The organism is Ruegeria sp. AD9, from assembly GCF_056542305.1.
Genome location: NZ_JBQFZP010000008.1, coordinates 111909 through 138647, shown reverse-complemented (window position 1 = coordinate 138647; position 26739 = coordinate 111909). Strand labels below are relative to the sequence as shown.

Sequence of the window (26739 nt, the reverse complement as noted above, 5' to 3'; positions counted from 1 at the left end):
ACCTCAGTCTCCGTACAGCGCTTCGGCGTGGAAAACGATGTGGTCTTCCATGAAGGTAGATACGAAGAAGTACGAATGGTCATACCCTGACTGGAGGCGGAAGGTTGCTTGCTGGCGACGCTCAGCGATGGCTTGGGCAAGCGTTTCGGGGCGCAGCAGGTCCATGAACTGATCATTGCTGCCCGTATCGATCAGGACGGGACCGTCGAAACCGGTTTCCTTCATCAACAGGGAAGCATCGTGTTTGGCCCAAAGGGATTTATCATCCCCCAGATACGCGCCAAGCTGTTTGCGCCCCCAGTCTGCACCCGTCGGGTTCGAGATGGGCGCAAAGGCCGAAACCGAGCGGTACCGTCCCGGAAGGTTCATGGCCAGTGTCAATGCACCATGCCCGCCCATGGAATGACCGGTTATGGCCTGACGTTCGCTGTCGATGGCAAAGTTTTCGAACAGCAAGGCGGGCAATTCGTCGGCAATGTAATCCCACATCCGGAAATGCGGTGCCCAAGGCTCGTGCGTGGCGTTCACGTAGAACCCAGCGCCCTGGCCCAAATCGTAGTCGTCGTGATCCGCAACACCTTCACCGCGTGGCGAAGTGTCGGGAAACACCACTGCAATACCCTGTTCCGCAGCCCACGCCTGTGCGCCGGCTTTTGTCATCGCGTTTTCATGAGTGCAGGTCAGACCAGACAGATACCACAGAATCGGAACCGGGCCATCTTTCGCCTCGGTCGGAAGAAAAAGGCCAAACGTCATGTCGCATTGGCATGCCGACGAAGCATGGCGATACACGCCTTGCACTCCGCCGAAACAGGCATTTTCCGAAAGGGTTTCCATCAGGCATCGTCCTTATTCTAGAGTCGCAACATGGCTAACGATCCACGGACCCGGCGTAAAGTCCGAGTGCCTTTGGAGTGAGTATTTTTAAAAAGGTGAAGGTCAGGGAGTTCCTAGAGTCGCAATAACAAGCGGTATTGTGACAATGCTGACGAGCGTCGACAGCAAAATAGCAGCCGAGGCGCGCTGTGGGGCAATGCCGTAATGCGCGGCCAACATATAGACATTTCCTGCTACGGGCAGAGCGGACGCCGCAATTGCAACGCTTGCCGGGAATGTTTCGACCGGGATCAGCCAGATCAGGGCGATTGCCACGAAAAGTGGGTGGAGCACCAGCTTGCAGAAACTCAACCAGGCTGCGATCTGAATTCTTTCTGCGGATTTGCCAGCCAGGGACGCGCCGATTGCAAAAAGCGCTCCGGGGGTAGCGGCACCACCGAGAATGGTCAGAAAGCTGTTCAGCGGATCGGGAACCGGGATTTGCAGGGATGACCAGACGAGCCCGGCAGAGATCGAGACAATCATCGGGTTCTTGAGCAGACCCATTCCAATCAGTTTGAAAGTGGCTGGCGTCAGCCTTCCGTCACGCCCACCGTTGATCAGGATCACGATCAGAGACGAGAATACAACCAGATCTACGGTCAGAACCAGCATAACCGGGCCAATAGCTGCTTCGGTGAACAGCAGCGCGAGCATTGGCAGGCCAAGAAAGCCAACGTTTCCAATGGCAGCGCATTGTGCTTCAACCGCCGAAGTCGGCACTTCAAGGCCGCGAATCCACGCTACGCAAGTGGCTATGCCATAAACAGCGGCGGTGCCTATGAGGTAACCGAAGATCAGTCTTGCGTTAAAAATCTCTGCAAATGGCAGAGTCGCCGCAAATCGAAAAAGCATTGCCGACAGTGCGAAGAAGAACACGAACTTGGTCAGATATGCGGTTGCTTCGGCCGTAAAGAACCGTGTGCGCCCAGCCCAAAAGCCAAGGCCGATGATCGCAAAAAAGGGAAGAGTACGCAAAAAGATATCGGCCATGGGCCAAGTCCTAACACGGTTTGAAACCGTCGCAAGAGACCTGCGGCACAATGAGAGCATTGTCAGATATTAGCGAAATACGAGAATCCTTGTACCTGAACCGAACGGTTTATAAACTGTGTCAGGTATTGCTCAAGGAGATGACATGACCCAGACCGCCACCATCCTGCGCACAGGCCGAAAGTTCGATCAGGTTTTGCGCGGGGCCCGAGAGGTTTTCATGGCGGATGGATTCGAGGGCGCAAGCGTGGATGATATTGCACGCGCGGCTGGGGTGTCAAAAGCAACCTTGTACAGCTATTTCCCGGACAAGCGTCTTTTGTTCATGGAAGTTGCGCAAACGGAATGCTGCCTGATGGCTGAACGGATCATCGCGATGATTGACGAGACCAAACCCGCCCGCGAAGTACTGATGATCGCGGCCACGCAATTGACGGCGTTTCTGGTTTCAGATTTCGCGCAGCAAGTTTTCCGGATTTGTGTTGCCGAACGGGACCGGTTTCCGGAACTTGGCCGCGCATTTTATGAAGCGGGGCCGCAAAATGGCCAGCGTCAAATGGCGGAATATCTTGAAAAAGCCGTGGCCAAAGGTGAGTTGGCGATTGAAGATGTTTATATCGCGGCTGAGCAGTTCTCCGAGCTTTGCAAGGTAAGAATCTGGACCCGGGCCGCATTTGGAATTCAGAATTCGTTCAGCAAAGAAGAAATCACCGAAGTGGCGACACAAGCCGTGGATATGTTTCTTGCCCGTTATGGGGTCTGATCCGATTAAGAAATGGCCCATGTCCGGGTCAAGGGCACAGGCCATTGCTCACACACCAGAACACTCGATGCAGTTCAGCTTACTGCGATAAGTCTTTTCAAACTCTTTATTTGTCAAAGCGTTGGCGTGGCTTGGGACCCAACGTAGGTCGGAAAGAAAAGCAAATCAGTGTTCGAGCTTGTTGCCCGGCTTGGTGCGCTTCAGCGCGTTAGCAGCAGGCCAAGCCAGAAAGCGAACCAGCACAGAGCAAGGCTGAACAGAATATTGCCTGCTGCCAAAAACAATGTGCGTTCGCGGTGAAGCTCGAGCGATTGGTAGGCAAAGCTGGAGAAGGTTGTAAAACCGCCGCAAAACCCGAAAACAAGGCGTTTTTGGTCCTCGGCTATGTCTACAGGACCTCCCAAGTACCCCACCCAGATCCCCAGCAACAAGCTGCCCAACACATTTACGAGCAAGGTTGCCAGTGGCAGATCGTGCCGAATTTTCAGCGCCAGCCAATGGCGCATCACGGCCCCCAGACCCCCACCCAACGCGAACATGGAATGAAGATACAATTCGCTCATGACGACGACTTTTCAGAGTGAAAATGACGACCAAGGCTTTCGCCAATCAGCGCGGCCGCAAGGCCAAATGAAACTTCCAGCCCGATTGCCAGGGACGTTACCCATAGGCCGCCTTCGGCCATACGTTCAAGATCAGCAACAAAAGATGAGAAGGTCGACAATCCGCCGCAAAATCCGACGGCGCCAAGGTGCAGAACATGCGCGTGCACTTTATTGCGCACTGAATACAGCCAGCCCAGAACAAAACAGGCGGTCACGTTGATGCCGAAGGTCGAGGTGAGAAAGCTGAGGCCGGGGATTTCTAGTGCAAACGCCTCACGCATCAACGACCCAAGCGCCCCACCGACGAAGACGGACAGAAACATCACGCTTTTTCGTTCACGCCAGAGATGGGATTGAGTGTTTGCCAAGGATCGGCCCTTTGTCGTCCGGTTCGCGTGATTTATCCGCTGGTTGCATTGGGTTCAACAGTTGGGCGGTTCGTAACATGATTTCACGTTTACGTCCCTCAGCAGACATTTTTCCGCGGGCACTTGAAATAAAATTTCAATCTGTTTCACGTTGAGTTCTGACAGCATGGCTCATCAGCCCAATAGAAACACAAGGAGTTTGGAACATGATTGTACGCAGAATTTTCTTTTTTCTGAGCTGTGTCTGTCTGCCGTTGGTTCTGATCCTTGGGTTCTTCTGGTCGCCTGCGCTTTGGCTTCTGATCATTTTGGTGCCGTACGCGATCATCGGTCTTTATGATGTTCTGACGACCAAACATAACGTCCTGAACAATTATCCGGTTCTTGGGCATTTCCGGTACATGCTGGAATTTGTAAGCCCGGAAATTCGCCAATATTTTGTGGAAACCAACGAAAGCGGACGGCCTTTCAACAGGATTGTCCGAGGGCTGGTTTATTCTCGGGCCAAGGGGCAGGTGGACACACAGGCGTTCGGCACGCAATACGACATTACCGAAACCGGGTATCATCGCGCCAACCACTCACTAGCCCCCAAACATGTAGACAAAAGTGAAGAACGCATAATGCTGGGGGGTCCGCAATGTACGCAACCTTACAGCGCCTCACGCCTTAATGTGTCTGCCATGAGCTTTGGCGCGCTCAGTGCCAATGCCATCCGCGCGCTGAACGGAGGAGCCAAGGATGGGGGGTTCGCGCATAACACCGGAGAGGGTGGGCTGTCACCGCATCATCTGGCCGAAGGCGGGGACATCATCTGGCAGATCGGGACGGGTTACTTCGGGTGCCGGACCCCTGCTGGTGGATTTGACAAGGACAAGTTTGCCGAAAAGGCAGGAAGGGACGTGGTCAAGGCTATTGAGATCAAGCTGTCTCAAGGTGCAAAGCCCGCCCATGGCGGTGTTCTGCCTGCTGCCAAAGTTGATGCTGAGATTGCCGAGATACGTGGTGTGCCCGAACATCAGGATGTGATTTCTCCGCCCACCCATAGTGCCTTCGATGGGCCCACAGGTTTGATGCATTTTGTCCAGCACCTGCGAGAAATGTCAGGCGGCAAACCTGTCGGGTTCAAGCTGTGCATCGGCAGGCCGTCCGAATTCATGGCGATCTGTAAAGCAATGCTTGAAACGGGTATCTTGCCGGATTTCATCACAATCGACGGGGCAGAAGGGGGCACGGGCGCAGCCCCGGTGGAATTCACCAACCGGTTGGGTATGCCCCTGAACGAAGCCTTGATCTTTGTCAGCAACTGTTTGCGCGGTGTCGGAGTGCGTGACAAGATTCGGATCATCTGTTCCGGAAAAGTGGCGACCGGTTATGACATGGTCGAGAAGTTGGCGCTTGGTGCCGACATGTGCAACTCTGCGCGCGCGATGATGTTTGCGGTGGGTTGCATCCAGGCATTGCATTGCAACACAAACCGTTGTCCGTCAGGGGTGGCTACACAAGATCCCATCCGCGGGCGCGCCGTGAATGTGCCGCAGAAACGCCGGCGTGTTCATCGCTATCACGATGCCACACTGGAAAGTTTCCGCGAGCTTTTGGGCGCGATGGGCAAGGAAAAAGCGTCCGAGTTACATCCCCGTGATATCCTGCGCCGAACTGCGGACGAGCATGAGCGTACCTATGCCGAGCTTTATATTTATCTGGAGGACGGTGCCTTGTTAAAGGACGACATTCCCGAAGAATTTGCAGATGATTGGAACCGAGCTTCGGCCGCACAATTCTGAAAACCACATTGGGTAGCGCGATGATTGGTCATGTGAAAGCGCGGCCGTAGTTGCCCGCTTTTTCCGCCGTCTTATGCAACTTTCGTTATCTGGGAATGGATCGCGGGTTGTTTGCCACGTGGGTATTGATCTTGCGAATGCTCCATTCAACAGAATCTCTCATCGCGCGCCCCAACGCCAGGTCAAACGCGTTGATCAGATCCGGCGTCTGATCGCTTGCCGCCACGACGTTTTCCTGGAACGAGCTGGATGCAACGATTTTATCTTCGTATTCGTCGATCACCTTGATGTTAATACGAACTTCGACGCGAATATTGGCTCCGTTCTCGGTATTTTCGATCACGACCCCCTGAAACTCTCGAAGGTCCGGGGCTATTACATAATCGGCCCGCAGGCCAACGGTTGAGCGTCCAACAGCTGCGACTTTGCCCGAGTTCTCAAAGCTTTCAACCAACAAGGTTTGAACGATCAAGGGCGCGCGATCCACCCAGCGGGCGCGGGGCAAATATTGAACCTGCAACGAGGTGGGCTGAATGGCAATCTGGTCCGTGTTCACTGCGGCAGTTGCCGTGGGTTCCTGAACGACGATCTGCTTTTCAATCCTGGGCAGTGCGGAGGAAAACGTGCTTTTTGGGGTCAGCAGATACAAATCATTTGGTTTCGCCGCTTGTTGCAACGTGCCCAGACCAGCGCAGCCGCCAAACAACGCGACCATCAACATTGCAAGTGCAGGCTTGATCATTGACGGAACTCCGATGCTTGGGTGCCCAGAAGGAAACGTGCCGGATCGCGTTCAACTTTGTCTACGAGGCGATCCAGACTGATAACAAGACGCTGGGATTCTTCGATGAAACGAACAAACTGAGGCAACCCGACCCGCAGGAAGTCTGACACTTGTCGGCGGTTGCTCTGAACAATGCCGTCGATGGTTCCCAGCAATTCGGACGCGGAATTTGACGCGCTCAGGACGTCGTCCGAGATCTGGTCGATCTTTTCCGTTATGCCCGCGACAGTTTCAGTCACCTGATTGGCCGCCTTCCGGACATCTTCCGCAACAGGTGCCACGTCTTCCTCCATGACACGATTTGCAGAGTCAAAAGCGGATTCTGCCGAAGCCAGCGCCCCCTTGGCGGACTCCATGGCCGTAGTAATCGAACCAAGCGTCGTATTGGCGTTCATCACGGTTTCGTTTACAATTCCAAGGGTGATGCTGCCTTCATCAGACAGAACGGTCAATCGTTCAGCCAGTTGCGAGCCTCGCTCGATGAAAGGCTTCACGTCCTGCTGCAAAATGCGGTCCGCCGTCTGAAGGGTTGTTTTAGCTTCGTCCAGCGCCGTTTTGGCGGACCCGGATGCCGTTTTGACGGCTTCCAATGTTTCCGTGCCGGTCTTGAGCGTTGTTTGCGCAGTTTCGATCAGTGGGTCCAGCCGCTTTGAAAACGCGCCAATATCCTGCGCAGCGCTGCCGATGTCATTTGCGACGGATTCAAAACTTGTCAGTGTCTTGTCCAGTTTACCCGTAGCCGAAGCAAGATTGTCCAGAATACCGCTCACAGCTTCCCGGTTTTTATCATCGACGACTTTGTTCAGGTTTTCCAAAAGTGTCACGGCTTCATCCAGAACTTTTGGCGCGCCTTCGAACAGGGATTGAATTGCGCTGCGTTTGCTCTTGATAACACTCTTTTGTGGCAATCGTTCAGCGTTAGCCGATCCGCCGGTCAGTTCAACATAGCCAACACCGGTCACGCCAAGTGACTGAAGCTGCGCGATTGTCTCATTGGTTATCGGAATGTCTGCGTCCACTTCGATCCGCACCCGAACCTTTGACGGATCATTTTCATCCAGTTGCAAGGAAACGACCTGCCCGACCGGCAGGCCGTTGAAGTTCACGCCGCCGGCTGCCGACAGACCTGCGACATTGTCAAATAGTACATCGTAATAAGCGTATTGGCGCGTGATCTCAAACTTGGCGAGCCACAGGAAAAAGCCGAATGCGCCCAACAACCCCGCAAGGGTAAACGCGCCGATCAGGATATAGTTCGCCCGGGTTTCCATTGCTTTTACCTGTTTTGCCCCTTCTGTTGCGCCGCGCGGGCGCGGGGGCCTGTGAAGTATTCCTGTACCCAAGGATGGTCGACCTTGGTCATGTCCTCAATCGGACCTTCAACCAGTACGCGCTTTTCTGCAAGCACTGCAACGCGGTCGCAGATCGCGTAAAGACTGTCCAAATCATGGGTGACCATGAAAACGGTCAACCCAAGTGCCTGCTGTAACTCACCGATCAGTTCATCATACGCGGCTGCGCCGATCGGGTCCAATCCTGCGGTTGGTTCGTCCAGAAAAACGATCTCGGGGTCAAGGGCCAGCGCCCGAGCCAGCGCAGCGCGCTTGCGCATGCCACCCGACAGTTCTGACGGAAACTTGCCGCAACTCAGCTGTGGCAGACCCACGAGGCTAATCTTCAATGCACCCAGAGACTCCATTAGTTTTTCGCTGAGACCTGTGTGTTCCCGCAACGGAGCCATCACGTTTTGCAGCACGGTCAATGACGAAAACAGTGCCCCGTCCTGAAAGGCAACACCCCAGCGGCGTTCGATCCTGCGGCGGTCATCCTCTGGGCCATTCAGAACATCGACGCCCAGCACCTCGATTTCTCCGGCGGCGGGTTTGTTCAGCCCTACGATAGTTCTGAGTAATACGGATTTACCGGTGCCCGACCCGCCAACGATTCCCAGAACTTCTCCCTTCCAGACATCAAGATTCAGGTTTTCGTGTACCACCTGGGTACCGAACTGAGTTCGGAGCCCGCTTACACGAATGACAGCCTCACGGTCTTTAGTTGTGGCGACTGATGGCTGTGGTGTATCCCCGGTCATGTCATATTCCGATCTCTGAGAAGAAGATCGAAAACAAAGCGTCGATTGCGATCACCATGAAAATGGATTGAACAACTGATGCTGTCGTACGTTGACCGACACTTTGGGCGGACCCTTTGACCTGCATTGCCTGCCAGCAGGCAATAACGCCAATAACGAGCGCAAAGAACGGAGCTTTGATAAGACCGACCGCCAATTGCCAGACGTCGGTGTTTTCCTTCAAGCGAGTAAGAAACATGCCGGGGCTTACACCCAGGTCGATCCAGCTCATCAATGCGCCACCAAACAGACCCGCGATATCGGCGACAAAACCCAGTATGGGCAACATGATCAACAAGGCCAAAACGCGGGGAATGACCAGAACTTCGATCGGGTCCAGACCCAGTGTTCGCATTGCGTCGATTTCTTCCTGCACTTTCATCGAACCGATAGATGCGGTGAATGCAGAACCCGAGCGCCCGGCAACAATAATTGCCGTCAACAATATGCCCAATTCACGCAGAACCGAGATCGAGATCAGTTCGACAACGAATATCTCAGCTCCAAATTGCTTCAACTGGGTTGCGCCCTGAAAGGCCAGTACTACACCGATCAGAAATCCCATAAGGGCCACGATTGGCAGTGCTTTGAACCCGGTCTCTTCCATGTGTGTGACCAGCGCTGCCTTGCGCAGTCGCCATGGCATAACAATGGTACGAAACAGCCGATGCAGTGTCAGACCCAGAAATTCGAGGATGGAAAGCGTATCCCGCCAGGCACCTACGGTGATGTGACCCATTTGTGCGATCAAATCCAACAGACTTCGCGGTTTATCAAGTTCACCGGGTTCGTCGGGTATGCTGCGGGTTACAGTATCTATCAGAGTGGCATGTGCCGGTTTCACCCCTTGAAATTCAAGTGTTGCACCTTGCGACGTGAAGCGTTTGCCAAGGTCCGCGATCAGCCAGGCACCGCCGGTATCCAGGGCTTCGACCTCGGACAGATCGAGAACAAGCCTGTCTCCGGTTGGGCGGACAGAGGCAAAACCTTGTTCAACGGTTTGCAGCGATTGCGTGAGCAGCTCTCCGGATATGCGTACACGAGTACCGCTGGAATCGTGTTCTGAGATTATCGAAGGCTGCGTCATGAGGTCATGTGAAGTGAAACATTCAATGACCGCAATGGCTTTGTGCCATTGAACATCTTTTTGCCGCGCCGGATGGCCTTGACGTCACGCCGACCGTCGCATTGGAGCTATGCTGAACAGGTGCTTACCAGAAGTTATCGCACAGCAACTTTGTCGGGATAATACGCCTTTGTCCGACCGACAAATCGGTTGCGCTATGGCGGGAAGCAATACACATTCCGCGTTGTTTATTTTATTACGGCGCGGAATCGGAGAAGTCGGTATGCATCAGACCAAGAACGTCTTGTTTGTCATCATCGATCAACTCAGAGCGGATTGCCTGTCCGGGGCCTTGGCAGACCATGTGAACCTTCCGAATTTGCGGGCTTTTATGGATGAGGCCGTGACCTTTACCCGCCATTTCTCGGTCACCAATCCCTGCGGTCCCTCGCGAGCATCGATTCTGACCGGCCAATATGCGATGAATCATCGGTCGGTTAGAAACGGAACGCCGTTGCGACACGATACCCCGAACATTGCCACGGAAATGCGCAAAGCTGGTTACTTGCCAATGTTGTTTGGGTACACAGATACCTCCGCCGATCCGCGCGTCCATGATCCCAATGACCCTGACCTCAAGTCTTACGAACAGTCGATGACCGGGTTCGTTGAAGTTGTCGAAATGCGCCTTGAAGAATCATATCCATGGCAAGCCCATCTGATGAAAAAGGGGTATCAATTCGAAAAGTACTGGGACGTCTACAAGCCCGTTTCGCCCGATGGTGGACACCCGCGGCTGAATGATCCCGCGCTGTATCGGGCAGAAGACAGCGATACAGCCTTTCTGACCGATGCCTTTCTGGACGGAATCGCGCCTCATCGTGGAAAGGGTTGGTTCGCCCATTTGACCTATATCCGCCCGCATCCGCCGTTGGTCGCACCGGCCCCCTACAATGACATGTATGACCCGGCGGACATCCCTCTGCCGCACTGCTTGCCGAGCGCAGCAGCAGAAAAAGCGCTGCATCCGTTCTTCGGACCAAAGCTGGATACCTATAGCGCGAAAAAATTCGTTCACGGTTTTGATGACGTTGAACCTACGGACGAAAACAATCGCACTTTGCGTGCTATATATCTTGGCCTGGCAACAGAGGTTGATCACCACATCGGTCGTGTTGTCCAGTACCTGAAGGACAGCGGGCAATACGACGATACACTGCTGGTTATCACCGCCGATCATGGTGAAATGCTGGGGGATCGACACAGCTGGGGCAAGATGACGGTCTACGATGCGGCGTATCACACACCGCTGATGATCCGTTTGCCCGGGAATGAAGCTATGGCGGGAAGCAAGATCACCGTTCCAACCGAGTCTGTGGATGTCACACCAACCATATTGGACTGGATTGGACAGGCTGTTCCGAACGCTATGGATGGACGGTCCTTGCTGCCATTGTTGCGGGGTAATATCCCAGACGATTGGCGCGACTATTCTTTCAGCGAACTTGATTTCTCAGAACCTGAAAACCCGACGTTATGGCAGCAAGAATTGGGGACCGGTAACAGCGACTCGTGTTTGGGAATATTGCGGGATGAACGGTTCACCCTGGTCGAGTTCGCTGCCGACCTGCCCCCGATCCTGTTCGACCATCAAGGTAAGGGCGAATTTGAGAATGTCGCGGAGAATCCGGATTTTGCAACAGATCTCGCACGGTTAGGCCGACAGATGTTGCGCCACCGGATGAAAAATATGGACCACACATTGTCCTTGCACTCGATCACATCTGAAGGCGCAAAATCCTGTCCCAGATACACATCTTAGAACGCGGTTTATTGTCAACGTTCATCTATTCTGCCTGTACCGGATGCTCGGTCACGGGCGGGTGTGTCGAAGTATTTTGCTTTGTGCACTCCCGGATTGCAAAAAGCAATTGAACGAAGACAGGGTCCGAAACGCCTCCCCTCAATTCCACTACCCGTGCATGGTTTCAGATGCTAGGCATGAGCCGAGGAGAAGACGAACTTGGACATAACGGAAAAGCGTATCAAGGCGATGACGACCGCCGGGCTGAACCTGATAGGTCAGGCGCTTTCCATTTATGACAGCAAATTGCAACTGGTGCTCAGCAATCGCCGTTTCCAGGAAATGTTCGGTTTGCCGGACGAGCTTGTTCAAAGGGGTGCTTTGTTTCGGGATACGATCCACTTTCTTGCCAGTCGCGGTGAGTATGGCGACGATGAAAGTGTCGAGGAAATGGTCAATCTGCGGGTTCAGCAAGCCTTGGCGTTTGAGCCTCACTACATGGAGCGCGTGCGTCCCAATGGGCAGGTTGTTTCAATTGAAGGCGCACCGCTGCCACAAGGCGGGTGGGTCGCGGTCTACACCGATATCACCGGAACGCGGCGGGCGGAAAACCTGTTGCGCGCGCGGTCAGAGGAACTGTCGGAACAGTTGCTGAGCCACGCGGAAGAACTGTCCGCAACCAATCGCAAACTTGCGGCCACGATCGCGGCGCTGGAAGAGGCCAAGCGGGAATTGACCGAAATCGAAGCCCGTACTCGTATGGTGACCGAGATGATGCCGGCTCATATTGCGCATTTGGACAGCGACGGCCGATACGATTACTCGAACCGTCGCCTGAGCGCCGTCATGCCTGGGCGTCCGTCCGATATTCTGGGGCTTCACATTTCTGAAGCGCTGGGTGCGACCGCCTTTGAACGGGTTCAGGCCCATTTGTTTAAGGCCTATAGCGGAGAGCCGTCGGTTTTCGAGTTCACCGAAGATCAGGATTCCCGACGCATCCGGGTTTCGTTTACGCCGGATGGGGCAGGGGGTGTGTACGTGATGTCGGTGGACATCACCGAAGAGACACAGGCACGCGTTGCATTACAGCAAACCCGCCGCCGGGCGATGGCAGCCCAGATGACCAGCGGGCTTGCCCATGACTTTTCCAATCTGCTCACTATCATCCTGGGGATGCAGTCCCGCCTCGACAAGATGGATTTGCCGGATGGCGCGCAGGAACTTGTGGCCGCAACTCAACAAACCGCGCGCCGGGGCGGGCAGCTGCTGAACCGGATCGCCGACATGACTGGAAACCGAACGCCGCAACCGCAGGCAACGGACATCGGGGGATTGTTGGAAGACCTGAGGATTCTGGCGACACCCTCACTGCCTCGCGGTGTGGGCCTGTCCGTCGTAAACACCTTGCCAAAACAAACATTGATGCTTGATCCGGGTATGGTTCAGGATGCGCTTTTGAATTTGGTCCTGAATGCCCGGGATGCCTGCGGGAGCACGGGTCAAATCACAATCAGTGCACATGCCATAGGTGAGATCTGGATCGAAGTCACGGTTTCCGACACCGGGCCGGGGTTTTCACCCGAGGCGCTAGAAAAGGCACTGAACCCGTTTTTCACAACAAAAGGGAGCGACGGGTCAGGACTGGGTCTGCCGATGGTTTATGATACGGTCAAGCTTGCCGGTGGCGATCTGAATCTAAGAAATACACCATCTGGGGCCTCAGTTGTCATGCGTTTGCCTTTTCGGCCCGCTCCTCCGGCTCAGGGTGGATTGGTACTGTTGGTTGAAGACAGCGAAGACCTGCGCGGGCAGTTTAGGGACATGCTGGTGGATTTGGGCTTTACTGTCATTGAAGCAAATTCAGTTGATGAAGCACTGGCCTTGATATCGAGTGTGAAGGACATTTCGCTGGTCTTGTCGGATATCCGTCTGGAAGGACACGGTACAGGCTTGGACATCCTTGAACAGTTGAAACCGGGGTTGCCGCTTATCCTTATGACATCTCTGCCAAATTCAGATCCGCTGCATCAACGGGCGCTTGCCCTGGCACCTGTTTTGCGTAAACCGTTCTCACAGGCTCAATTGTCTGCTCTGATCCAAACCGAGGCCGCCTGATGTCGCAACCACTGGTGACCATTCTCGACGACGAACCCGAGATACGGCGCATTCTGACGGATGCACTGGAAGATGCCGGTTTCCGGACGCAGAGTTTTTCCCGTGCCAGAGAGTTTGAAGCAGCCCTTAATCGAGTAACCCCTGATGTTTGCCTTGTGGACCTGTCTTTACCAGATACCGACGGGCTGGCGCTAGTTCATCGCTTGGCGCTGGAACAGGGTGCAGCAGTGATCATTATTTCCGGCCGGGCACAGGTTCAGGACCGTGTGACAGGACTGGAGCTTGGCGCGGATGACTATATTACCAAGCCGTTTGACCCGACAGAGGTCGTCGCCCGGGTCCGGGCCAGATTGCGCGCGCCGCGCGGTAGGACTTCACAATCGGATAGGGCGGAATTCAACGGCTGGATTGCGCATTTTGATCGGTATGTTCTGGAAGACGGGTCAGGGACTGAAACACCTTTCAGCCATGCTGAAGGCGAGGTTTTGCGTCTGTTTCTGGAAAGCCCCAAGCGGCTGATCAGCAGGGGGCAGATGCAGGAGTCCTTGGGCGGTGCAGCGGGCGACAGCTTTGATCGTGCTATGGATGTCAGAATCTCCAGGTTGCGTACGAAACTTGGTGAAGACCCCAAAAATCCGCGCCTGATCAAAACGATTTACGGTGCCGGGTATATTTTCCTGGGGGATGTCGACTGGAAATAGTGACCCCCTGGTGGGCAGATTGCGAACCTGAATTTCTTTCCGCCCTCTGCGTCAGGCGATGTTGATAGAAAAACACTGTAAGCGTCGGAAAAACAACTATTTTGCACTTACTCACGCAAAGCTTGATCTTTTATCTTCACGACAGGTTCCAGCAGATACTCCAATACGGATTTTCGACCTGACAAAATGTCAACCTCTGCGATCATGCCGGGTATGATTTCCACCGCGACACCATTTCCATCGAGCATTGTGTCGCTCGTGCGAATTTCCACAACGAACACCTCTTCGTCGTTCCGCTCTGAACGTTTGACGGTATCGGCGCCAATCCGTAGGATTTCACCATCCAGCGCCCCGTATCGCGCAAAATCATAAGCCGTGATCTTTACCTTTACGGGCTGTCCAGCACGTAAAAATGCAATATCTTCGGGCTTTACGTAAGCCTCGACCAATAGTGTGTCGTCCAGGGGAACAATCTCGACAAGGTCTTCGCCACTTCGCGCCAAACCTCCAATGGTGGTTCGGTGGATGCGATTGACGATACCGCGAACCGGAGAGCGAACCTGCGCTCGTGCAGCGCGGTCGCGTAGGGCAGGCAAGGCTGGTTGCAAGGCCGCCAGTTCCGCAGTTGCAATTGCCAATTCAGTAAGCGCCGCACTTCGAAATCGGCTATGAGCAGCCAGAATCCGATCATCGATTTCATCCAAACCAGTTTGCAACCTGTTGGTCACGGCTTCGGCCCGGACCTTGCGACCGCGCCAATCAGCCTCGCTGCGCCGCAACGCCAGCAATGTTGTCGCAGGTTCCATTTGCCGCTCAACAAGCGGAGCAATGATCGCACGCTCCTCCCCAAGTACATTTAGGGTTTCTTCTGCCGTCACCTGATCCACTAAACCTTCTTCGTGTTCTCGCTGCTTTTGTTCACGCTGACGTTCCAAAATTGCGATTTCTGCCGCCAGCTCTGCTTGCCGACCCTGATACAATGCAGTTTCCGAACGCACGACACTGGGTGCACCTTCGATCAGCTGCGCATCGAAACTTAATTGTGTTCCATCAATTTCTGCCTGCAGACGTTGTGCACGGGCTTGCAGCCCGAAAGCGCGCTGTTGTTCCTGGCTAAGTTGGCTGTCGATTTGTGTGGCGTCCAGTTCCATCAACAATGCCCCTTTGTCGACCAACTGGCCTTCGCGCACATGAAGCGACCGCAACACGCCGGGCTCGGTGGCATCGATCACCTGTATGTTGCCCGAAGGCACGATCCGCCCATTGACGCGCGTTACGTCATCCAACTCGGTCAAATGCGCCCACAACCCGGCCGAGACAATACAGGACAGGATCAACAGCAAGAGCAATGAACCACGAACGGGGGAGCGCCCCTGCATTTCGCGCGCCAACTTCGCCAGATCAGGATGCTGCGACATTCAAGTGCCTCCCTTTCTGGCGCATGTGCTGCGTCAGCAAGCTCTTGGGTCCATCAGCTGCGATTTTTCCGTTTTCCAGAACGATAACCCTGTCCACAAGCTCCAGCAGGCTGGTTCTGTGCGTTACAATGACCAGGGTTGATCCGGAGGTTGACGTACTCAGGCGTTGAACCAGTTGGGCTTCGGTTTTGACGTCCATCGCACTGGTTGGCTCATCAAAAAGCAAAACCGGAGGACGCCCGACAAGTGCCCTTGCAAGTGCGATTGCTTGCCGTTGACCCCCGGAAAGCCCCTCACCGCGTTCCGCGAGTTGAAGGTCATAGCCCGACGGATGGCTGTTCACGAATTCTTCGACACCGGCAATACGACCGGCTTCGACTATATCGCAATCTCTAGGCCGGACTGCTCCACTTGCGATATTGTCCCTGACAGACCCCGAAAAAAGCCAGACATCCTGCAGAACGGATCCGATATTGCGTCGCAAGTCACCCGGGTCGATCTGACGTATGTCTAATCCATCAATCATGACCGAGCCCACTCGCGGCGTGTAAAGCCCCAATAGCAAGCGCGCAATCGTGCTTTTCCCGCATCCGATTTGACCGAGAATTGCAACTTTCTCACCGGGTTTGATGGTGAATGAGACACCATGCAGGGTATCCTCGCCTTGGTCAGAATACGAGAAATGCACGTTATTGACGGCAATTGCCCCTTTGAAATCAGATCGGGTCAGCCATGTGCGCCCCTCCGGGCGTTCGCTTTCTGCGTGCATTAGCGCATTGAGGTTGCGATAGGCGCATCTGGCCTGGTTTACGCGCGTCAAAGTCTGCGCCAGTTGACCCAGAGGGGCCAACGCCCGTCCAGTCAACATTACCGAAGCGACCAGGGCACCCATGCTGGCCTGCCCGTCAGTGATCAGAAAAACACCAAGAAATACAACAAGCACTTGCGCGGCCTGTTGGGTGAAACCGGTCAGGTTCAGGGCAAATTGCGTGACAGTCCGGCTTCGTGCACCATGCGCTGATTGCTGTTCGATGGCCTGTTCCCATCGTGCGCGCATTTTTCGGCCTGCTGCCGTTGTTTTAATGGTTTCAAGTCCCGAGACAGCCTCAACCAGAACTGATTGCTTGGACTGCCCGTCGGACAAGCTTCGTTCCGCCATCCTTGATAAAATTGGTTGCACCGCCAAACCTGTCAGGAGCACCACCGGTACGGCCAGTGCAGGGATCAAAGCCAGTTGTCCGCCTACCAGAAAGATCGCCAGGATAAACAATCCAATGAACGGCAGGTCGACAACGGCCACCAGCGTCGCGGATGTAAAGAACTCTCGCAGAGTTTCAAATTCGCGAATGGTGCTGGTCATGGCACCGGTAGACCCCGTGCGCGATTTCATCTGGATGTTCAGCAACTGGTCGAAAATGCGCCGGCCCATCAACAAGTCGGCTTTCTGCCCAGCCTTGTCGATAAATCCCGCCCGCAGCAACTTGAGGGCAAAGTCAAAACACAGTGCCAACCCCACACCCACGGTCAAAGCGATCAGCGACTCCGTTGCTTCGTTGGGCAATACCCGGTCATAGACCACCATGATGAATACGGACGTGGACAAACCAAGAAGATTTGCCAGCGCCGCTGCTAGCGCGACCTGAATGTATGACCACCGGTTTGCGGTTAGTGCGTTCCAGAACCAGTGACCGCCATGTGAACCGGGCACCCCCAATGCTTCGCCGTCGTGATGGCGCCGGAACAGGATTGCATAACCGGTATAGCAGGTTGCCAGCCTGTCTTCGGAAATCTCACCGACACCTTCGCCTAGCTCTGGGTCGAAAACCAATAAAGTACCCTTCTGCCTTCGTCCGTGAAAGACAACGGCTTTACCCTCTGCCAACAGCAACAGGGTAGGTGTCAGATTGTTATCCAAGTCGGAAAGGCGCTTTGCCCCATACCCCGCCTGGATGCCCGCCTTTTGCGCGAGGGTGAGAATGTCCCGTATTGTCAAATCCCCATCTGTGCCAGTTTGCGCCGCGTGCAGCGCCGCGAGACTCAATGGCCGTTCAAGTGCCGACGAGATGTTCAACAGACAGGCTTCAAACGGTGTAAGTAGAGAGGCATTGGGGGCAGGGTCGGATGCGTTCATTGCGTATTGCCCCAGTCGCCCAATGAAACCCCGAGCAGGTCGAGTATGTCCCCGGTCAGGCTTAGGGCTGCATAATTGGTCAGAAAGTAGCTCTGTTCCGCAAGGATCAAACGTTCCTGAGCATTAACGTAGTCCCGCTGCGCATCCAGAATTTCAATGAGGCTACGACGACCGATCGAAAATTGTTCGCGGGAAGCAGCGACATTTTCTGCGTTAGCCTCCACGGCAATCCGGGCTTCTCGTAACCGATCGGCACCCGCTTTTTGATCCGAACGGATAAAACCCAATTCTCGCGTTATTTCGCGGATAAGCTGCTCGCGCGCAAACTCGGTCTCTTTGACCAGCGATTCCGCCGCTGCTATTGCAGCGCGGCGCTGGCCGGTGCTGTCCAGCTCGTAATTGAAAGAAAAATCAACTCCAAAGTTCGCGTCACGATTGTTATTCTGGTTCGCGAATGCGGCGACCCTGACATCAGGGCTGCGACGCGCTTGCGCTGCGGACCATTCTGCCTTGGCAGCAAGCAGGCTTGCATCGGACCGCCGAACCTGAGGGCTGTTCATTATGATCTGCATGTCACTTCTTTCCAGTCCAGGTGCCGGAACTGGTGCAGAAAGAGCGCCGGGCTCATCCCCGAATACCTCGCGGAATCGCGCTTCGGCGCGGTCTGTTCGCGCATGCGCATCAGCCAGCTTTGTGCGCGCATCGGACATGCGCGACCGGGCTGCCAGGACGTCGGCACTCGAACCGACACCGTTTTCTGTTCGGTCGGTTATCTGGCGAACAAGCTCTTCATGTGTCCGAACATTCTGTGCTGCGATGCTTCGAATCTTTCGTTGATCGAGGACAAGTACATAGGTCTCGATAGCTGCGAGAGCAGTGGATGAGGCTGTTTGAATCTGATCGCCTCTGCTTTCCAAGACACGTGCCCGCGCAGCGGTCAGATCCCCAGAGGACGCCCCGCCGTCATAGACCAATTGTGAGACCCTCACATACGGCGATACATCCGCTACATCTGAGGCAATCCTTTCAGATCGTGCGTTTAGCCCCAGCGAAACCTCCGGGAGAAAAGCGCCTTCAGCTGCGTCTTGTTTGGCTTTCGCGATGCCCATTCTGGATTTGACTTGCGCCAGGTTGGGGCTGTTCTCGACCGCCTTTTTCACCCGCTGCCCGAAGGCGCTGTGGCTGAGTGTTTCTGATGGTTTTGTTGCCCTGGCACCGGCCGTTTGGGCTGCAAAGGACATCGCAACTGGCGTCAAATCGGGCGGGCGGGTGCAGGCGGAAATCGAGACCAAAAGCAGACTGAGCGTGACAAGATGCGGTGAATACTTATTTAATCGCATACTGACCCTCCTGCCACCGATGGTTCAGCAGGCATTCTTTTTGTTGGGCGGCGGCCAGCGCTTCTAGAAAATCTGAAGCATCAGATCGTACGCTTGGCGACGACCTTTCAGCCATTTGTTCGGCGCGCAATTGAGCGGTCGTTAGCCACGAAAAATGGGTCCAGGATACTTGGTGGGCATGTATGAGGCGCAGGCCTCCGTTCATGGCGAGCAATGACAGATGCGCTGAAGGAACTTGCCGCAAGGCAACCAGATTGACACCAAAGTAACCGTCGAGGCTTTCGTCCGTTTGTGCGCAAGCGAGCGGAGAAAAAAGCCCCATACCGGCTATCGTACGGCACAACCGATATGTGTTCTCCAGTGATGCTGTAAGAGTGCGAAAGAACGCTTGGACTTTTTTCAGTTCCAGCCCCAGCTCTCCGGTTTTGTCAAAGAACGGCTCATCTTCGGGGTTGTCGGTAACCAAGTCCAAGCTTTCGTTGACAAGTAAGTCAAACTCCCCCTCACCGATTTTATCGTGAAGTTCAGGTGGCAGGAATTGAAACGGTGCACATCGCAGTGCAGAAGGAACATAGCTTGCACGCCAATCCCCTTCCGCTGACACGAATGGCGTCGGTTTGTCTGGTGTCATCGATAAGATTGCGACGGGGTAAAATCCCCGGTCGGATTTCCGAAATGCGATTGGAAAAGTGGCTGCTGCCTGAAGGATCTCTGCCTCTGCCACCGGGCAGTCGACCATATCGCGCGCGAATTCGAACGACGTATAACGTTTCCAGAACCGATGACCATGTCGTAGTCGTGTGATTGGGGTTAAGCCATTCTGTGCCATAACTGCCTCAGGAAAATGATGGGCGCCAATTTGTTTCGAAGCCGCGTCAGGCGGTCGCGCCGGTTGGGTCGGTGTGTATGATGTTGTCCGCGGTCAAGCCGCTGAGATCGCCCAAACCATGGAAAGTGGCGAGGGTTTCGACGTTGGCGTCGCCAGGTGTCACGAAATCAACTTTGATCAGAACACTGTCCGTTCCGTCCGTTGCCATCACATAAAGCTCGTCACCTGTAGATGCCCCGGCAAGGCTTTCTACAGCCGTTTCGAGTGTAACGGCATTGAGGTCTGCAAGAACGGTATCGAGGCCTACAAATCCAGTATCTATGCCCAATGTGCCACCGACAGAAAGCAGTTCGAAACCCGTACCATCACCGCGGAGCGTAGCGACATTCAGTCCGCTGAACATTAGGGCGTCGGTTACTTCTGCTGCAGACCCAATTGTGAAACCGGTTATGCTGTCTACGCCATTGTTATTAGGGTCGGCTTCAAAGACAACGACGTCCCGCCCAGCTTCGGTGATGTCAATACTATCATCGCCACCACCGCCACGAATGATTGTATCCGTGTTTGCCGCGGTTAGGATGTCATTGCCATTGGTGCCAAACTGAATTGCAACAGGGCCACCTTCAGGTGATTTTATCGTTAACTCAATGGGTTGAGCAGCGTCCTGTACTGTCATCGTGAAGGTGACAAGAGGTTGGGACAAATCAGAAAAAACAGTCGCCGCCCCAGCGAAGTTGATGATGTCACCTGTGCCTGGGTTTGCCAGGAACAAATCAAACGCGCTGTGTTCCGTGTCTGATCCAATGTCGAATGTGGCAACGGCTGAGTCGAACTCAAGCTCCGCTGTAAAAGCCAGGCCACCAGAGATGTCACGATTTGCATCGGCATAAATGGCAAACGTTACGGTTGACCCACTGCGCCCGACTTCAGAGATCACGTAGGCAGCTGGCTCATGAGCAACCGCCTGATCCGATACAGGAAAGGGATCTGGTCCCCCTGCAACAGTTGCCTGGGCAGAGAAAATAAGATCATCCCCAGCCTCTATGGCGGCGAAATCTGACGACGCAACAGCCAGTGTCCAGGATCCGTCCGCGGTTACTGTCGCGCTACCGACGGAACTGCCGTTCAGCAAGACATCCACGACCTGGCCGTTTGAAAGCCCGGCAGAGGAACCGCTGACAGTAATGCCTGACACCTTGGCGTCGGCAAGGGCCACCGCGTTGTTTACGCCGATATCGTCTAGCATCAGAACAGGCCGAAAGTCCGTCGTTACCGAACTGCTTGCTGCAACCGAGCTGTTGCCGGCGATATCGTCAACTGCTGCGGTGATGGTGTGGTTTGTTCCGTCGGACAGCGCGCCTAGGTCGCTGGCTGGCACAGTGATCGCCCAGGTTCCGCTCGATGCAATACCGGTATAGGTTTGGCCGCCAAACGTGACAGACACTGTTTGGCCATCTTCGGAGGTCGTCGTGCCTGAAATTGTCAGGTCTGTAGCTTGTTCCGTTACATCCAATACGGAGCCAACCGGCAAGCTGTCGATCGTGATTGCTGGCGCCGTAAAATCGGTTGTAAAACTTGTCGAGGTTTGGTTGCCATTCCCAGCCGCGTCGGAAACAGAAGCCGTGACGTGGTAGGTGTTCGCATCCTGGAGCCCTGATAGCTCCGCCGATGTGGCTGTGTAGGTCCAGACACCACCGGTTACCGTTGCGGTACCGCTTATATCTACTGTTCCATCTGCGCGTGCGACCTCAACGGTAATGACCGTTCCATCCTGAGCGTCTGAGGTTCCCGAGACAATCAGGTCGGTACCTTGCTCAGCAGCGTTCATGACAGTGCCGTCAGAAATACCGGTTATTCTCAGGGTAGGGGGTGTGAAATCGGTCGTGAAACTGTTGCTGGCCTGTGACGCCGGATTTCCTGCGGCGTCGGAGACATCAGCCGTGACCATCACGTTGGCGGCATCAGAGAGAGCCGCAAGGTCGGCAGCGGGGACAACTGTGCTCCAAGACCCTCCGGTGGGTGTAGCAGTGTACGATTGACCGTTCAAAGTGACGGTCACGACTTGGCCATCTTCGGCCGACGTTGCGCCCGATATTGTCAGGTCCACCGCCTGTTCGGCAGCATTCATGAATGCGCCGGTCGAGAACGTGTCGATGCTGAGGGTCGGTCCTGTGACGTCCTTCGAAAGTGTCACATCAGCCTGAGGGGCTGTCAGCCCGTTTGCGTCGCTGACATCTGCGGTGATCTGAAAGCTGCCTCCGTCGGCCAAAGATGCCAGATCACCGGCTGAGACAGTAACAGTCCATGTTCCGCCCGTCACTGTCGAGGTATATGTTTGACCATCCAGTCTGACGGTGACTTGCTGGCCATCTTCGACATTGGCGGTTGTCCCGCTGATAGCCAAGCTTGCCGCGGCTTCAGCGGCGTTGAGAACTGCGCCGACGGAAAGCGGAGATATCGAAATTGAGGGACCGGTCAGGTCCACAGGTACAGTAACAAGAATCGGCGCGGCCGGGTTGCCAGCGATATCCTCGACCGCCACAACAACTGCAGCAGGTGTTCCGGTGGATAGACTGCCGAGGTCGGAATTGGGGATCCTGACAGTCCAGTTTCCGCCTGTCGCAGCACCAGTGTACACCTGACCGTCGAACGTGACGATGATGGTTTGCCCGTCTTCGGCCGTGGTGGAACCCGTTAAGGTTAAGTCACCAGCCACATCAATCAGGTCAATTGATCCACCCGCAACTGGATCCAGAGAAACACTTGGCGCGGTGAAATCCGTATCAAAGCTTCCGCTGGCCTGTGCGGCCGGGTTTCCAGCCGCGTCAGTCACGTCTGCCGTTACATTTACGATTGCGCCGTCAGGCAAGGCGCTAAGGTCAGCCGCCGGGACGGTTACGCTCCACTGTCCACCGGAAACCGTACCGGAATAGCTTTGCCCGTTCAGTAAAACCGTTACGATTTGCCCGTCTTCAGCATCAGTTACACCGGTGACCGTCAGGTCGGTGGCCTGTTCGGCCAGGTTGAGTACCGGCCCGTCAGAAAATCCGGTGATTGACAGGCTTGGCGGGACCGTATCGATGTCAAACTGAACGGATTGTGTCGACAGCTCAGCCCCCGACCCATCCAGGTTCCTGATGGTCACCGTCGACACCCCCTGTGGAAGCGCGCTGGCCTCGGCGGCTGTCAGAGAGATGCTCCAACTGCCATCGGGGTTGGGTGTCACGGTTTTGACCAGTGACCCTATTGTGACTTCGATAGTCGCAGTCCCTTCGGGAGCGATGGCGTTGGTGCTGACATTGTTCAGTGCAGTGGATTGCAGCTCTGCGAGGTTGAGGCTTGTGTATGTCGGCATGGGTTCGGATACGACGGGGCTGTCTTCACCGCCACCGCCGCCACCTCCTGCGGCCGCAGCCGCCCCGGCCAGACCCAATCCGCCCAACGCCGCGCCGGCCCCACTGATGCCGCCTGCGGACGCGCCTGCTTCCACAGCGCTGAACTGGGCAATCTCCTGAACCACATTCTCAGCGATCATGATGGCACCGCTGTCCAGGATCTGGACGTTTTCAGCCGCCACAATCATTGTGCGGCCATCGGCCATTTTTAGAAGAACATCGCCATTCTTCAACAACTTGACAGAGCGAACGCCTGGAATGGTTTCCGCGAATTGAAAAGCATACAGTTCTTCAATTGTGGCTTGTGATAACGCGGGCAAGGCCATCAAAGTTGAAATCAACCCACCGGCAGCGCCGCGCCCTGCCCAGCGACCAAGTTTTCCATCGATCCACTTACGAATGTGTTGCTTGCGGTCCGTTTCCGAAGGTTCAGCCGCCGGACGGTTGTTGAACTCTGGTGCTTTGGTCATCTTACCCTCACATGTGGTTTCCGCGATCACCGAAAAGGAAGACATGTCGCGCTGATAACGGCTGGTCCATCTGTCTTTCCCACTGGTTACTGTTGCGATCGAAAGTGAAAAATTGAGTTAATCTGAAACCGAACTTCTCGTTTTCACCACAATTCCGCTTTTGTTTCGGTCCGTGCATCAGGTCATCTTTTGGTCAAGGCCAGGGGTGGCGCAGGAGGTGTGGCTGAGATGCTTCAATTCGAAGGTGTGGTGGCAACGGGGAGCGCGGCGCTCGATTCAGGTATCGGCGATACGGCTTTAAAAACGTTTAACGGAACCACGTATCTTTATACCGTCACCGGACCGGGCGGCGGCGTCGCGGTCTGGAGGCTGGTCGAGGGCGCGATGCCTCAACTGGTCGACACGGAATATTACAGCGGCACAATCACGTTTCACGTTGGTCGCAGTGGCACACCAATAGCGCTGGCGGGAACCGAACAACTTGTACTGGATGTGAATATGGCGGTCGGGTTGGTCGGATATGACCTAAACCCGGATGGTACCCTGGACACCCTTACGGAAACCGGATCTCTGACAGGAGGCGGAGATATCTCGGCCATTGTTCAAGTGTCGATCGGACCCATGGATGTTCTAGCAATGGCTCATGAAGAAACGGGTCAAATTGGGACATATCTTGTTAATCCAGACGGAACGCTGAGCCTTGCTGGCCTTGTTGCAGGCTTTAGTGGCGCGATGCAGACGTTGCGCGCAGGAACAGACCATTTCCTGATCTCAAGTGATGCGGCCAGCAATACAGTCTCAACTTATCGGGTCGACAGCATTTCGGGTCAGTTGACCGAGATTGACAACAGTTCGGCCCTCGGAACCCTTGGAATCTCTAACCCGACAGCCATCGAAACGACCGAAGCCTACGGCAAGTCCTGGGTAATCGTGGCGGGTGCAGGCAGCAACTCGCTCAGCGTGCTTCAATTTAACGCTGACGGCAGCCTGAGCGCCACAGACCATATTCTGGATTCGCTCACGACCCGCTTTGAATCCGTGCAGGACCTTGAGGTCGTGGACATCAACGGGCGCGTATTCGTCGTGGTGGGTGGCGGCGACGATGGGCTTACATTGTTCACGCTGACACCGGAAGGCCAGCTGGTCTATCTGGACAGTTTCGCCGACACTTTGACTAGTGGATTGCAGAATGTCGAATCGCTGAGCATTGCACATGTCGGCAATGAGTTGCAGATTCTGGTTACGTCGGAACAAGACGCTGGAGTCACTGTTATTTCGGTTCCTGTCGATGATCTGGGGATCGTGGACAAAGGGTTTGGAACAGTGTCGGGGACAACCTCAGACGACATGCTGAGCGGCAGTATTCTGGATACAACCTTGATTGGCGGAGATGGCGATGACATACTGATTGCCGGAACAGGTACTACGACTATGTCAGGTGGGGCAGGGGCCGACATTTTCGTGATGCAGTCGGGCAGCGGTCTGACCACGATCACGGATTTTCAACCGGGTGTAGACCGTCTGGACATGTTCGACTATTTGCTGTTGCGGTCCCCTCAGCAACTGACCTTTACTAGCACCACTCAAGGGGCGCGGATAGAGTATCGGGGCGAGGTGGTGCAGGTTCAGTCTGCTTCGGGTGGAACGCTGACCAGTACCGATATTTTCGGGGCCGGGTTTGAAGGCCCCGATCACATTCCGGTTGATTTCGGTGATTTCGGCGGTTTGACGCCCGACAGTTCGGATGGCGTGCTTGGGCCAATCACTGTGGACAGCCAATCTGCAAATCCCGGATTGTCGGATGCAGAGATCAAGTTCACTCCTGACGGTGGTGGCACGGTATCTGTCACGGCTGACGATCAGGGGCAATTTGATTTGGACCTTCCGGATGGCACTTTCCCCGGAAGACTGGACGTCGTCAAACATTATTCAACGGCGAGCAAAGAGATCGACGCCCTGGATGCCTTGCAAGTGTTACGCATTTCGGTTGGCCTCGATCCGACATGGGGACCTGCCGATGCGGAGAACTTGATCGCGGCGGATATCAATCAAGATGGAACCATCAATGCCCTGGATGCACTGGCGATCTTGCAGGTGGCCGTTGGGCAAACCACTGCGCATGAACCTCAATGGGTCTTTTTGGATTCAGATGCGGACTTGTCGGGAATTACAAAAAGCAACGTTGATTATCAGACTGGAATGGATGTTGTTGCCATAGACGGGGTGATAACCGCCGATATGACGTCCATATTGCTCGGCAACCTCGAAGCGGCATGAATTGATTTGAACGGTGCTGCAACTCAGTCATTGCAAGCCTTCCGCTTGGACCGCAATGTTGGCCCTAGATACACAAACACAAAAGGACAGGCCATGAATCGTCTTTCGGAACGCAGAGATTTTGCCATCGCGGTCTGTGAAGAAGCTGGGGTGATTGCAGAGAAATACTTCTTGGACAGGAGTAATCTGGTCATCGATCAAAAAGGTGCTCAGGACTGGGTGAGCGAGGCGGACAAAAACGTCGAAACCTTCATTCGCCAAAAGATCATGGATGCCTGGCCGCAAGACGGGATATTTGGCGAAGAACACGGCGCTGCCACCGGTGAGAGCGGGTTTGACTGGGTGATTGATCCAATTGATGGAACTACGAATTTCGTCAATGGCATACCGGTATGGACGATTGTTCTGGCCGGTGTCACCGAAGGGCGCACTGCGGTCGGTGTGATCCGGGATCCGAATATGGACGAAACCTTTGTGGCAACACGTGGAGAGGGTGCGACACTGAACGGTTCACCGATACACGTGGCCTCTGGGGTTGCTCTTCAGGACGGGACGGTTTCTGTGGGGTATTCGAACCGGATCGAAACTCGCCACGTCGTGCCGGTGGTCGCAGCGCTGATCGAGCGCGGTTCCATGTTTCACAGAAACGCCAGTGGTGCATTGTCATTGGCCTATGTCGCAGCCGGGCGACTTCTGGGTTATGTGGAAGAACACATGAACGCTTGGGATTGTCTGGCTGGGCAATTGTTGGTTACGGAAGCGGGTGGTGTTGTCGAAGATCAAGACGCCGACGCGATGATCCGCGACGGTGGGCGTGTGATCGTCGGAACGCCAGATGTATTTGAAAGCTTGCTGGAGATCGCAGAGAACGCTTGGGGTGCTTAAC

Annotated in this window: 20 protein-coding genes; 7 read left to right on the top strand and 13 right to left on the bottom strand. The window is 54.8% G+C overall.

Annotated elements, in window-relative coordinates; all coding sequences use genetic code 11:
- Positions 1–3 precede the first annotated feature (3 nt).
- Both fghA and ACR0AM_RS13570 read right to left on the bottom strand, forming a co-directional pair.
- Entirely contained in the window at positions 4–837 is an 834-nt protein-coding gene (gene fghA, locus ACR0AM_RS13575; protein ID WP_480623175.1) for an S-formylglutathione hydrolase, read from the bottom strand.
- A 102-nt stretch (positions 838–939) separates the two neighbouring features.
- On the bottom strand, positions 940–1869 hold the full coding sequence (locus ACR0AM_RS13570) for an AEC family transporter (RefSeq protein WP_480623174.1): 930 nt from the start codon (positions 1867–1869) through the stop codon (positions 940–942).
- Positions 1870–2014: 145 nt separating this feature from the next.
- On the opposite strand from ACR0AM_RS13570, the gene ACR0AM_RS13565 reads away from it, so the two are divergent.
- The gene (locus ACR0AM_RS13565; protein WP_480554930.1) at positions 2015–2632 is read left to right on the top strand and encodes a TetR/AcrR family transcriptional regulator; all 618 of its coding nucleotides are present in this window, start codon (positions 2015–2017) and stop codon (positions 2630–2632) included.
- Positions 2633–2832: 200 nt separating this feature from the next.
- On the opposite strand, the gene crcB is transcribed toward ACR0AM_RS13565, so the two are convergent.
- Together crcB and ACR0AM_RS13555 are read right to left on the bottom strand one after the other, a co-directional pair.
- The gene (gene crcB, locus ACR0AM_RS13560) at positions 2833–3195 is read right to left on the bottom strand and encodes a fluoride efflux transporter CrcB (RefSeq protein ID WP_480519924.1); all 363 of its coding nucleotides are present in this window, start codon (positions 3193–3195) and stop codon (positions 2833–2835) included.
- Positions 3192–3560 carry a fluoride efflux transporter FluC gene (locus tag ACR0AM_RS13555; protein ID WP_480623173.1) on the bottom strand — a complete coding sequence of 123 codons (369 nt, stop codon included), beginning with the start codon at positions 3558–3560 and terminating at the stop codon, positions 3192–3194. Before ACR0AM_RS13555 ends, crcB begins: the two co-directional genes overlap by 4 nt.
- 251 nt (positions 3561–3811) lie before the next feature.
- On the opposite strand from ACR0AM_RS13555, the gene ACR0AM_RS13550 reads away from it, so the two are divergent.
- Complete coding sequence (locus ACR0AM_RS13550) at positions 3812–5392, top strand: FMN-binding glutamate synthase family protein (protein ID WP_480623172.1); 1581 nt, start codon at positions 3812–3814, stop codon at positions 5390–5392.
- A gap of 85 nt (positions 5393–5477) precedes the next feature.
- Here the strand turns inward: ACR0AM_RS13550 and ACR0AM_RS13545 are convergent, their stop codons facing one another.
- From ACR0AM_RS13545 to ACR0AM_RS13530, 4 genes are read right to left on the bottom strand one after another with little or no spacing between them, the layout of a single operon-like run.
- Positions 5478–6134, bottom strand: coding sequence for an ABC-type transport auxiliary lipoprotein family protein (locus ACR0AM_RS13545; RefSeq protein WP_480483711.1), 657 nt, complete (start codon positions 6132–6134; stop codon positions 5478–5480).
- Positions 6131–7447, bottom strand: coding sequence for an MlaD family protein (locus tag ACR0AM_RS13540; RefSeq protein WP_480487477.1), 1317 nt, complete (start codon positions 7445–7447; stop codon positions 6131–6133). Before ACR0AM_RS13540 ends, ACR0AM_RS13545 begins: the two co-directional genes overlap by 4 nt.
- A 5-nt stretch (positions 7448–7452) precedes the next feature.
- Entirely contained in the window at positions 7453–8268 is an 816-nt protein-coding gene (locus ACR0AM_RS13535; RefSeq protein ID WP_480519932.1) for an ABC transporter ATP-binding protein, read from the bottom strand.
- A gap of 1 nt (position 8269) precedes the next feature.
- A complete protein-coding gene (locus ACR0AM_RS13530; RefSeq protein ID WP_480519934.1) occupies positions 8270–9394 on the bottom strand; it encodes an ABC transporter permease in 1125 nt (374 codons plus the stop codon).
- A 262-nt stretch (positions 9395–9656) separates the two neighbouring features.
- Between ACR0AM_RS13530 and ACR0AM_RS13525 the strand changes: the two genes are divergently transcribed.
- The 3 genes from ACR0AM_RS13525 to ACR0AM_RS13515 all read left to right on the top strand — a co-directional run bounded on the left by ACR0AM_RS13525 (position 9657) and on the right by ACR0AM_RS13515 (position 13993).
- A complete protein-coding gene (locus ACR0AM_RS13525) occupies positions 9657–11195 on the top strand; it encodes an alkaline phosphatase family protein (protein ID WP_480519936.1) in 1539 nt (512 codons plus the stop codon).
- 201 nt (positions 11196–11396) lie between these two features.
- Positions 11397–13292: a PAS-domain containing protein gene (locus tag ACR0AM_RS13520; RefSeq protein ID WP_480519938.1), complete on the top strand. Its 1896-nt coding sequence runs from the start codon at positions 11397–11399 to the stop codon at positions 13290–13292.
- Positions 13292–13993 carry a response regulator transcription factor gene (locus ACR0AM_RS13515; RefSeq protein WP_480477238.1) on the top strand — a complete coding sequence of 234 codons (702 nt, stop codon included), beginning with the start codon at positions 13292–13294 and terminating at the stop codon, positions 13991–13993. Before ACR0AM_RS13520 ends, ACR0AM_RS13515 begins: the two co-directional genes overlap by 1 nt.
- A gap of 107 nt (positions 13994–14100) precedes the next feature.
- Here ACR0AM_RS13515 and ACR0AM_RS13510 read toward each other — a convergent pair whose 3' ends face one another.
- The 5 genes from ACR0AM_RS13510 to ACR0AM_RS13490 are packed head-to-tail and all read right to left on the bottom strand — an operon-like array spanning position 14101 to position 23576.
- Positions 14101–15411 carry an HlyD family type I secretion periplasmic adaptor subunit gene (locus tag ACR0AM_RS13510; protein ID WP_480623171.1) on the bottom strand — a complete coding sequence of 437 codons (1311 nt, stop codon included), beginning with the start codon at positions 15409–15411 and terminating at the stop codon, positions 14101–14103.
- Positions 15395–17542 carry a type I secretion system permease/ATPase gene (locus ACR0AM_RS13505; RefSeq protein WP_480623170.1) on the bottom strand — a complete coding sequence of 716 codons (2148 nt, stop codon included), beginning with the start codon at positions 17540–17542 and terminating at the stop codon, positions 15395–15397. Before ACR0AM_RS13505 ends, ACR0AM_RS13510 begins: the two co-directional genes overlap by 17 nt.
- Positions 17539–18882 carry a TolC family protein gene (locus tag ACR0AM_RS13500; RefSeq protein ID WP_480623169.1) on the bottom strand — a complete coding sequence of 448 codons (1344 nt, stop codon included), beginning with the start codon at positions 18880–18882 and terminating at the stop codon, positions 17539–17541. Before ACR0AM_RS13500 ends, ACR0AM_RS13505 begins: the two co-directional genes overlap by 4 nt.
- Positions 18869–19711, bottom strand: coding sequence for a SapC family protein (locus ACR0AM_RS13495; RefSeq protein WP_480623168.1), 843 nt, complete (start codon positions 19709–19711; stop codon positions 18869–18871). The genes ACR0AM_RS13500 and ACR0AM_RS13495 overlap by 14 nt, the downstream gene beginning before the upstream one ends.
- Before the next feature lie 46 nt (positions 19712–19757).
- The gene (locus ACR0AM_RS13490; RefSeq protein ID WP_480623167.1) at positions 19758–23576 is read right to left on the bottom strand and encodes an Ig-like domain-containing protein; all 3819 of its coding nucleotides are present in this window, start codon (positions 23574–23576) and stop codon (positions 19758–19760) included.
- Between the two features lie 228 nt (positions 23577–23804).
- Between ACR0AM_RS13490 and ACR0AM_RS13485 the strand changes: the two genes are divergently transcribed.
- Complete coding sequence (locus ACR0AM_RS13485; RefSeq protein WP_480623166.1) at positions 23805–25853, top strand: dockerin type I domain-containing protein; 2049 nt, start codon at positions 23805–23807, stop codon at positions 25851–25853.
- A gap of 93 nt (positions 25854–25946) precedes the next feature.
- On the top strand, positions 25947–26738 hold the full coding sequence (locus tag ACR0AM_RS13480) for an inositol monophosphatase family protein (protein ID WP_480554943.1): 792 nt from the start codon (positions 25947–25949) through the stop codon (positions 26736–26738).
- The last annotated feature ends 1 nt before the right edge of the window (position 26739 follow it).

Coding starts and splice junctions, on each gene's coding strand:
- ACR0AM_RS13500 (WP_480623169.1), bottom strand. CDS start 18,882: ATGCGATTAAATAAGTATTCACCGCATCTTGTCACGCTCAGTCTGCTT.
- ACR0AM_RS13535 (WP_480519932.1), bottom strand. CDS start 8,268: ATGACCGGGGATACACCACAGCCATCAGTCGCCACAACTAAAGACCGT.
- ACR0AM_RS13550 (WP_480623172.1), top strand. CDS start 3,812: ATGATTGTACGCAGAATTTTCTTTTTTCTGAGCTGTGTCTGTCTGCCG.
- ACR0AM_RS13490 (WP_480623167.1), bottom strand. CDS start 23,576: ATGACCAAAGCACCAGAGTTCAACAACCGTCCGGCGGCTGAACCTTCG.
- ACR0AM_RS13515 (WP_480477238.1), top strand. CDS start 13,292: ATGTCGCAACCACTGGTGACCATTCTCGACGACGAACCCGAGATACGG.
- ACR0AM_RS13525 (WP_480519936.1), top strand. CDS start 9,657: ATGCATCAGACCAAGAACGTCTTGTTTGTCATCATCGATCAACTCAGA.
- ACR0AM_RS13495 (WP_480623168.1), bottom strand. CDS start 19,711: ATGGCACAGAATGGCTTAACCCCAATCACACGACTACGACATGGTCAT.
- ACR0AM_RS13545 (WP_480483711.1), bottom strand. CDS start 6,134: ATGATCAAGCCTGCACTTGCAATGTTGATGGTCGCGTTGTTTGGCGGC.
- ACR0AM_RS13555 (WP_480623173.1), bottom strand. CDS start 3,560: ATGTTTCTGTCCGTCTTCGTCGGTGGGGCGCTTGGGTCGTTGATGCGT.
- crcB (WP_480519924.1), bottom strand. CDS start 3,195: ATGAGCGAATTGTATCTTCATTCCATGTTCGCGTTGGGTGGGGGTCTG.
- fghA (WP_480623175.1), bottom strand. CDS start 837: ATGGAAACCCTTTCGGAAAATGCCTGTTTCGGCGGAGTGCAAGGCGTG.
- ACR0AM_RS13540 (WP_480487477.1), bottom strand. CDS start 7,447: ATGGAAACCCGGGCGAACTATATCCTGATCGGCGCGTTTACCCTTGCG.
- ACR0AM_RS13570 (WP_480623174.1), bottom strand. CDS start 1,869: ATGGCCGATATCTTTTTGCGTACTCTTCCCTTTTTTGCGATCATCGGC.
- ACR0AM_RS13565 (WP_480554930.1), top strand. CDS start 2,015: ATGACCCAGACCGCCACCATCCTGCGCACAGGCCGAAAGTTCGATCAG.
- ACR0AM_RS13530 (WP_480519934.1), bottom strand. CDS start 9,394: ATGACGCAGCCTTCGATAATCTCAGAACACGATTCCAGCGGTACTCGT.
- ACR0AM_RS13510 (WP_480623171.1), bottom strand. CDS start 15,411: ATGTCGCAGCATCCTGATCTGGCGAAGTTGGCGCGCGAAATGCAGGGG.
- ACR0AM_RS13485 (WP_480623166.1), top strand. CDS start 23,805: ATGCTTCAATTCGAAGGTGTGGTGGCAACGGGGAGCGCGGCGCTCGAT.
- ACR0AM_RS13480 (WP_480554943.1), top strand. CDS start 25,947: ATGAATCGTCTTTCGGAACGCAGAGATTTTGCCATCGCGGTCTGTGAA.
- ACR0AM_RS13505 (WP_480623170.1), bottom strand. CDS start 17,542: ATGAACGCATCCGACCCTGCCCCCAATGCCTCTCTACTTACACCGTTT.